The sequence below is a fragment of the Winogradskyella luteola genome (assembly GCF_019203985.1).
Lineage (GTDB): Bacteria > Bacteroidota > Bacteroidia > Flavobacteriales > Flavobacteriaceae > Winogradskyella > Winogradskyella luteola.
This window is the reverse complement of record NZ_JAGSPD010000003.1, coordinates 338345-345205: the sequence shown is the minus strand read 5'-3', so window position 1 is coordinate 345205 and position 6861 is coordinate 338345. Positions and strand designations below refer to the sequence as shown.

General features: G+C 34.3%; 8 protein-coding genes. 4 read left to right on the top strand and 4 right to left on the bottom strand.

Going from position 1 to position 6861, the window contains the following annotated elements:
* The first annotated feature begins 376 nt into the window (after nucleotides 1-376).
* The 4 genes from thrS to rplT all read left to right on the top strand — a co-directional run bounded on the left by thrS (nucleotide 377) and on the right by rplT (nucleotide 3672).
* Complete coding sequence (thrS, locus tag KCG49_RS05695; protein WP_218545225.1) at nucleotides 377-2317, top strand: threonine--tRNA ligase; 1941 nt, start codon at nucleotides 377-379, stop codon at nucleotides 2315-2317.
* Between the two features lie 33 nt (nucleotides 2318-2350).
* Nucleotides 2351-2902 (top strand): translation initiation factor IF-3, encoded by a 552-nt coding sequence (gene infC, locus KCG49_RS05690; RefSeq protein WP_218545242.1) that lies wholly within the window; start codon nucleotides 2351-2353, stop codon nucleotides 2900-2902.
* Between the two features lie 64 nt (nucleotides 2903-2966).
* On the top strand, nucleotides 2967-3164 hold the full coding sequence (gene rpmI / locus KCG49_RS05685) for a 50S ribosomal protein L35 (protein ID WP_040279932.1): 198 nt from the start codon (nucleotides 2967-2969) through the stop codon (nucleotides 3162-3164).
* 163 nt (nucleotides 3165-3327) lie between these two features.
* Nucleotides 3328-3672, top strand: a complete 345-nt coding sequence (gene rplT / locus KCG49_RS05680; RefSeq protein ID WP_218545224.1) for a 50S ribosomal protein L20 — start codon at nucleotides 3328-3330, stop codon at nucleotides 3670-3672.
* 71 nt (nucleotides 3673-3743) lie between these two features.
* Here the strand turns inward: rplT and KCG49_RS05675 are convergent, their stop codons facing one another.
* Genes KCG49_RS05675 through KCG49_RS05660 form a run of 4 tightly spaced genes read right to left on the bottom strand, consistent with a single transcriptional unit; the run spans nucleotide 3744 to nucleotide 6764 of the window.
* The gene (locus KCG49_RS05675; RefSeq protein ID WP_218545241.1) at nucleotides 3744-4166 is read right to left on the bottom strand and encodes a secondary thiamine-phosphate synthase enzyme YjbQ; all 423 of its coding nucleotides are present in this window, start codon (nucleotides 4164-4166) and stop codon (nucleotides 3744-3746) included.
* 6 nt (nucleotides 4167-4172) lie between these two features.
* Entirely contained in the window at nucleotides 4173-4451 is a 279-nt protein-coding gene (locus KCG49_RS05670) for an EF-hand domain-containing protein (RefSeq protein WP_218545223.1), read from the bottom strand.
* A 44-nt stretch (nucleotides 4452-4495) separates the two neighbouring features.
* A complete protein-coding gene (locus tag KCG49_RS05665; protein ID WP_218545222.1) occupies nucleotides 4496-5569 on the bottom strand; it encodes an adenylate/guanylate cyclase domain-containing protein in 1074 nt (357 codons plus the stop codon).
* Between the two features lie 10 nt (nucleotides 5570-5579).
* Nucleotides 5580-6764, bottom strand: coding sequence for an asparagine synthetase B (locus KCG49_RS05660; RefSeq protein WP_439901097.1), 1185 nt, complete (start codon nucleotides 6762-6764; stop codon nucleotides 5580-5582).
* Between the last annotated feature and the right edge of the window lie 97 nt (nucleotides 6765-6861).

Genomic DNA, 6861 nt, shown 5'->3' with positions numbered 1-6861 from the left:
GTCTCTTACGCTGTCAATTCAATATGTCTATGAACTTCTTTTTTTCGCTCTCTTAACTCGTTTCCTCGTTAAGCGGGTGCAAATATAAAACCCTTTTTTCTTTCCCGCAACATCTTTTTGAAAAATATTTTTATTTTTTTCCGGCAATGCCCCTATATCGAAACGAACTGCCGTTAAAGACATCTATACGACGCTAACGGGGCGCAAATATATAACTCATTTTTAATCTCACAATACCTTTTTTAACTTTATTTTTAATACTTTTTTATACACCTTATACATAAGGAGTTAGAAGGTGGTTTTTTTATTCAAAACTTCACTTTGTCCTTTATATATATAGATATATCTTTGTGGGCTAAAATTTATACTATATATAATGATTAAAATTACTCTACCTGATGGTTCTGTTAGATCTTTTGATAAAGATGTAACTCCTTGTGAAGTGGCTGTAGATATTAGCGAAGGATTTGCGCGCAATGTTATCTCAGCAAAATTCAATGACTCTGTTGTTGAAACCACCACTCCATTAACCACAGATGGTAGTCTTACGTTATACACATGGAGAGATGATGCTGGCAAAAAAGCGTTTTGGCATTCTTCTGCTCACGTTTTAGCTCAGGCATTAGAGGAATTATACCCTAATGTAAAGCTATGGGTCGGCCCTGCAATAGATAATGGTTTTTATTATGATGTAGATCTAGGAGATGGAGTCATTTCAGAAAAAGACTTTAAGACCATTGAAAATAAGATGATAGAGATTGCTCGTGGAAAACATGAGTTTAAAATGCGAGAAGTTTCTAAAGCTGATGCTCTATTCTATTATGAGGGTAAAAATGAATATAAAGTTGATTTAATTGAAAATCTTGAAGATGGCACTATCAGTTTTTGTGACCACTCTTCATTTACAGATTTATGCCGAGGCGGACACATTCCTAATACCAGTATTATTAAAGCTGTGAAAATTCTAAGTGTCGCTGGTGCTTATTATAAAGGAGACGAAAATGAAAAGCAACTCACTAGAGTTTATGGTATTTCGTTCCCAAAACAAAAGGAGCTTACTGAATATCTTCACCTTTTAGAAGAAGCTAAAAAGCGTGACCACAGAAAACTTGGAAAAGAACTGGAGCTTTTTACCTTTTCACAAAAAGTAGGACAAGGCCTGCCTTTATGGCTACCAAAAGGTGCAGCTTTAAGAGAGCGATTAGAAAATTTCTTAAAAGCCGCCCAAAAGAAAGCAGGCTATGAAATGGTTGTCAGCCCACATATAGGTCAAAAAGAACTTTATGTAACTTCTGGGCATTATGCTAAATATGGAGAGGACAGTTTTCAACCTATTAAAACACCTAAAGAAGATGAGGAATTTCTTTTAAAACCGATGAACTGCCCTCATCATTGTGAGATTTATAATGCCAAACCTTATTCATATAAAGAATTGCCAAAGCGATTTGCTGAATTCGGAACGGTATATCGTTATGAGCAAAGCGGTGAATTACATGGCTTAACCCGAGTAAGAGGGTTTACACAGGATGATGCTCATATATTTTGCACACCAGATCAGTTAGATACTGAGTTTAAAGAAGTTATTGACTTAGTATTATATGTCTTTGGCTCTTTAGGTTTTGAAAACTTCACTGCCCAAGTATCTTTAAGAGACCCTGAAAATCCTGACAAGTATATTGGAGATGACGCTCTATGGCAAAAAGCAGAAGAAGCAATTTTGAATGCCGCAAAGGATAAGGAGTTGGATTATGTTGTAGAAACCGGTGAAGCAGCATTTTACGGCCCTAAGTTAGATTTTATGGTAAAAGATGCCCTTGGTCGTCAATGGCAACTAGGAACCATTCAAGTAGATTATACATTGCCTGAACGTTTTGATTTAACATATAAAGGCAGTGATAATGAATTGCACAGACCTGTTATGATTCATCGTGCACCTTTTGGAAGTATGGAAAGGTTCGTAGCCATTTTATTAGAGCATACAGGTGGTAATTTTCCACTTTGGCTAATGCCAGAGCAAGCTATTATTATCTCAATTAGTGAGAAATATGAAAAATACGCCGAAAAAGTTTTAAATTTGCTAGAAAATGACGAAATTCGCGCCCTTGCAGACAACAGAAATGAAACTGTAGGTAAGAAAATTCGTGAAGCGGAAATGCAAAAGTTTCCGTTTATGATTATTGTAGGGGAGCAAGAAGCACAAGATGAGACAATAACTGTGCGTGAACATGGTGGTGAAGACCTTGGCACAATTAGTGTAATGGATTTTGTAAAAATCATAAAAGAAAGAGTAAATAAAAGTTTAAAGACTTTTAAATAAATAACGTTTAATTTAAATATATAAGCCATAGCAATACGTAGAAACAGAAGAAATTATAACAGACGTGTATCTCAAGAAGATAAACATCGTATAAATTCTAAAATTAGATCTGAAGAAGTAAGAGTTGTAGGAGACAATGTTGAAGTAGGAGTTTATCCTATTAAACAAGCGCTATCCATGGCTGACGAGCAAGGTTTGGATCTGGTTGAGATTTCGCCAAATGCAAATCCTCCTGTTTGTAAAATCATGGATTATAAGAAGTTTCTTTACGAACAAAAGAAACGTGAAAAAGCGTTAAAGTCTAAAGCAACTAAAGTTGTAGTCAAGGAAATTCGTTTCGGTCCCAATACAGATGACCATGATTACGAATTTAAAAAGAAACATGCTATTAAGTTTTTAAAAGATGGGGCAAAGCTTAAAGCTTTTGTGTTTTTTAAAGGACGATCAATAGTATTTAAGGAGCAGGGTCAAATCTTATTGTTAAGATTGGCTCAAGACCTTGAGGAATATGGCAAAGTAGAACAAATGCCAAAACTTGAAGGTAAGCGTATGATTATGTTCATATCTCCTAAAAAGAATAAATAAAGTAAAGATGCTGAAACGGGTTCAGCATAAAAGATAAGCGAAACGTAAATTAAAACTAGGACAAATGCCTAAAATGAAAACAAAATCGAGTGCTAAGAAGCGTTTCAAACTAACTGGCACTGGTAAGATTAAAAGAAAGCATGCTTTTAAGAGTCATATTTTGACAAAAAAATCTAAAAAGCGTAAGCTTAAGTTAACTCATGATGCTTTAGTACACAAAGCAGATGAGGATAACATTAAAACGATGCTACGCTTAAAGTAACAACGTTTTAATCGGTTAAAATAATTTATAAACCCTGGAGTTAGGCCACAAAGAGTTTAAAGTATGAAGTGAAAAGTATAAAATGGAAAAGTAATTAGTTAATTACTGAATACGTTATACTGAATACTAATAAACCGCCTACTACAAAAAAACAATTAAAGAAATGCCAAGATCAGTAAATTCAGTTGCAAAAAGAGCTAGAAGAAAAAAGGTTCTTAAGCAAGCAAAAGGTTACTTCGGAAGACGTAAAAACGTTTGGACAGTAGCAAAGAATGCGGTTGACAAAGCGATGCAATATTCGTATAGAGACCGCAGAAACAAAAAGAGAACATTCCGTTCGTTATGGATTATGCGTATTAACGCAGGTGCAAGACAGCATGGAATGAGCTATTCAAAGTTAATGGGAGGACTAAAAGCTAATAATATTGATTTGAACCGTAAGGTTCTTGCAGATTTAGCCATGAATCACCCAGAAGCTTTTGAAGCTATAGTAAACAAAGTTAAGTAAGGCTTTTAGCCAAATTAATAACAACATTTCGCTTAAAAAATCCGATTCTAACGAATCGGATTTTTTGTTTCTCAATTTCCGAATGCTGTGATTACCAAATATCTTCCCGAAGCATTATTCCTATGCTCACAGAGGTAAATTCCTTGCCAAATTCCTAAATTAAGTTTTCCATGCGTTATCGGAATCTGTACAGAAGTTCCCATTAAAGAGGCTTTAATATGTGCTGGCATATCATCTGGACCTTCAAAAATGTGCTTGTAATACGATTGATTTTCAGGAACCATAGTATTTATATGGCTTTCAAAATCTAAACGAACTGTTGGGTCAGCATTTTCATTTATGGTTAGACTGGCTGATGTATGCTTTATAAATACTTGGAATTGACCGATATTGATTTCATCGAGATCTGGGATAGCATTTAATATCTCTTTAGTAATTAAATGAAATCCTCTTGGATATGGTTTTAGCCTTATTTCTTTTTGAAGGAAAGTCACGGGCATTTATTTTGATTCATCAGAAATTTCATCGATGGCAAATTTAAATTCCTCCCAATCGATAAATCCATCATCATCTTTGTCATAACCTTCAATAAGCTTCGATGCTACTATACCTCGAATAAAACCGCTAATTTCAGCCTGCTTTAAGAGTTTTACAATTTCTTTCTTAGCTAGCTTTCCATCACCATCTTTATCAAAAAATGCAAATGCCTCTTCTGGTGTACTGAAATGATTGGTGATTAAAATTTGAATTTTATTGAGGATGGCTTCTTTTCTTCCCATTTGAGTTGTTTTAGAATTATAATTTACGGGATAAAACTCTAACTTCATTTAGAAATTCCAAAAACTTCTATTGCTTTTTCTTTTCCCGTTAACGTAATCGAGCCTTTTGAATCTAATTGGTATTGGTTAACAATTTTCATTTCTTCCAATAGGGTTTCAGAAATCAATAGATAGGTGTTGTATTTATTGCACAAACTTTGTATTCTTGAAGCCGTATTAATAACATCACCGTGATATGCGATTTCTTTTTTAATTGTTCCTACTTCCGCAATCATTATTCTGCCAAAATGAATACCTGCCTTAAAAATGGGTTCAAAACTATACGTTGCTAAATAATATGTTTTTCGTTTCATTAACTGTTCTTGAAAAGCAAAAAATAGATTAATGCAGTTATTCCTTCTAAACCCTTTTTTTACAGTCCAAGTTATAACTGCCTCATCACCAACATATTGATGTATTTCTGCATCGTATTTATTTAAAACCTTATTTAAATCTGTAAAACAATCTTGAATAAACTTACTATATCTAATATGTCCTATTTTCTCAGCTATTTTTGTAGAATCCTTTAAGTCTAAAAACATCAATATGCGCTCTTCCTCTCTTGGTTTTCTATATTTACCAAGAAGTGTGTTTATAAACATACCTCTACCAAACTTGTCGTTGGCTATTCTTATTAGAGAAAAGATAATTGAAGCTGTAACAAAATAGATTACGGTATTCCAAAAAAATGGATCTGTATGCCACCAACCTCTTTCATTCGGCAAATCTATATCTATTTGTTCCTCAATATTAAAAGATAATAAACTCAGAACAACAACTATTAATACAAAGTATATTAAAGACTTAACTATTATACTAATACCTAGAATAAACTTTTTACTAAAAAACTCGTCAAACAAAAATTCAATAATGGCATAAAAGACACCCAATATTAGCCCCAAAATTATTCCATACTTATAAAAGGCAGATATTGGTATGCCTAGATCTTCATCTGTATATATAGCTAATTCTTCAGTTAAGCCATTATATCTTATAACAATAAAAAATGTGAATGCCAAAAGCCAAAAGGCAATAGAAACAACAAACAATTGAAGAAAAGCTAGTAATCTGTTACTCATCAACAAAGCATCAAGTCTTCTGTTTCTTCTTTTTTGCAGCAGGAAACAGTACATTGTTGAGTATTAATCTATAACCGGGAGAGGTAGGATGCAAATCTAATTCCGTCTTTGGGTCTCCTACGCGATGTGTATAATCTTCTGGATCGTGACCACCATAAAACGTAAAAAAACCTTTTCCTTTTATACCATGTATATATTTTGCCTCACCATTGGTGCGGTTTTCTCCCATTACCAAAACATTAGACTTAATCTGGTCTCTTGTAAATGATGTGGTTTGCCCCATAAAACCTTTTACCAAAGACGTATGGTTTTGAGTGAGCATTGTTGGAATTGGATCCCATTTGGCCGAATATTCCATCAATGAGAAATAGTCGGTTTTAAAAGGAATTTGACGTTTTTGTGTCATATCTATCGAAGAAAACTCATAAACATTTGGACTTCGTTCTAGTATATAATCCTTAAAGGCAAATGTTTTAGAATAATCTATTTTATTTTGATATCCTGCATCGCTACCATCTCCATCAAACATAGGTTCGCAGATGTCAACGCCATCTGCAGACAAAGCTATATCAAAACTATCTGTAGCCGAGCACATGGCAAACATAAAACCGCCACCCACAACATAATCCTTTATTTTTTTGGCCACAGCCAATTTAGCATCAGAGACTTTACTATAGCCTAAGCGTTGTGCTAACTCTTCCGCTGCTCTTTTCTCTTCAATATACCATGCAGCTGAACGATAGGTTCGGTAAAACTTACCGTACTGACCTGTAAAGTCTTCGTGGTGCAAGTGTAACCAATCGTAAAGAAGTAATTCGTCCTTTAAAACTTCTTCGTCATAAATTGTTTCGTAAGGAATTTCGGCATAAGTTAATACCATTGTTACGGCATCATCCCAAGGTTGCTTTCCGTAAGGCGTATAAACTGCAATTTTTGGTGCTTTTTCTAAAACGACAGCTTCTTGATTTACGGCAGGACTACTAATGTCATCAAGTATTTTTGCCGCTTTTGCATCAGAGATCACTTCAAAGGACACACCTCTGATTTGGCATTCGCGTTGTATAATTTCAGCATCTGGCAATAAAAATGAGCCTCCTCTATAGTTGAGGAGCCATTTTACTTTTAGTTCGCGCTCTAAAGTCCAATAGGTTACTCCGTAAGCTTTTAGATGATTCTCTTGTGATTCCGCATCCATAGGAATAAGAATGTAAGAAGCATAAGCATTTAAGCTCAGAAAAAGTGTAACGATTATGAGGGCTATTTTTTTCAATTTCATGTAATTAAAACGAAAT

What these genes read in the sequence shown, in the direction of transcription:
- KCG49_RS05665 (WP_218545222.1), bottom strand. Translation starts at nt 5,569, where the DNA reads ATGAGTAACAGATTACTAGCTTTTCTTCAATTGTTTGTTGTTTCTATT.
- KCG49_RS05670 (WP_218545223.1), bottom strand. Translation starts at nt 4,451, where the DNA reads ATGGGAAGAAAAGAAGCCATCCTCAATAAAATTCAAATTTTAATCACC.
- rplT (WP_218545224.1), top strand. Translation starts at nt 3,328, where the DNA reads ATGCCAAGATCAGTAAATTCAGTTGCAAAAAGAGCTAGAAGAAAAAAG.
- rpmI (WP_040279932.1), top strand. Translation starts at nt 2,967, where the DNA reads ATGCCTAAAATGAAAACAAAATCGAGTGCTAAGAAGCGTTTCAAACTA.
- thrS (WP_218545225.1), top strand. Translation starts at nt 377, where the DNA reads ATGATTAAAATTACTCTACCTGATGGTTCTGTTAGATCTTTTGATAAA.
- KCG49_RS05660 (WP_439901097.1), bottom strand. Translation starts at nt 6,764, where the DNA reads ATGGATGCGGAATCACAAGAGAATCATCTAAAAGCTTACGGAGTAACC.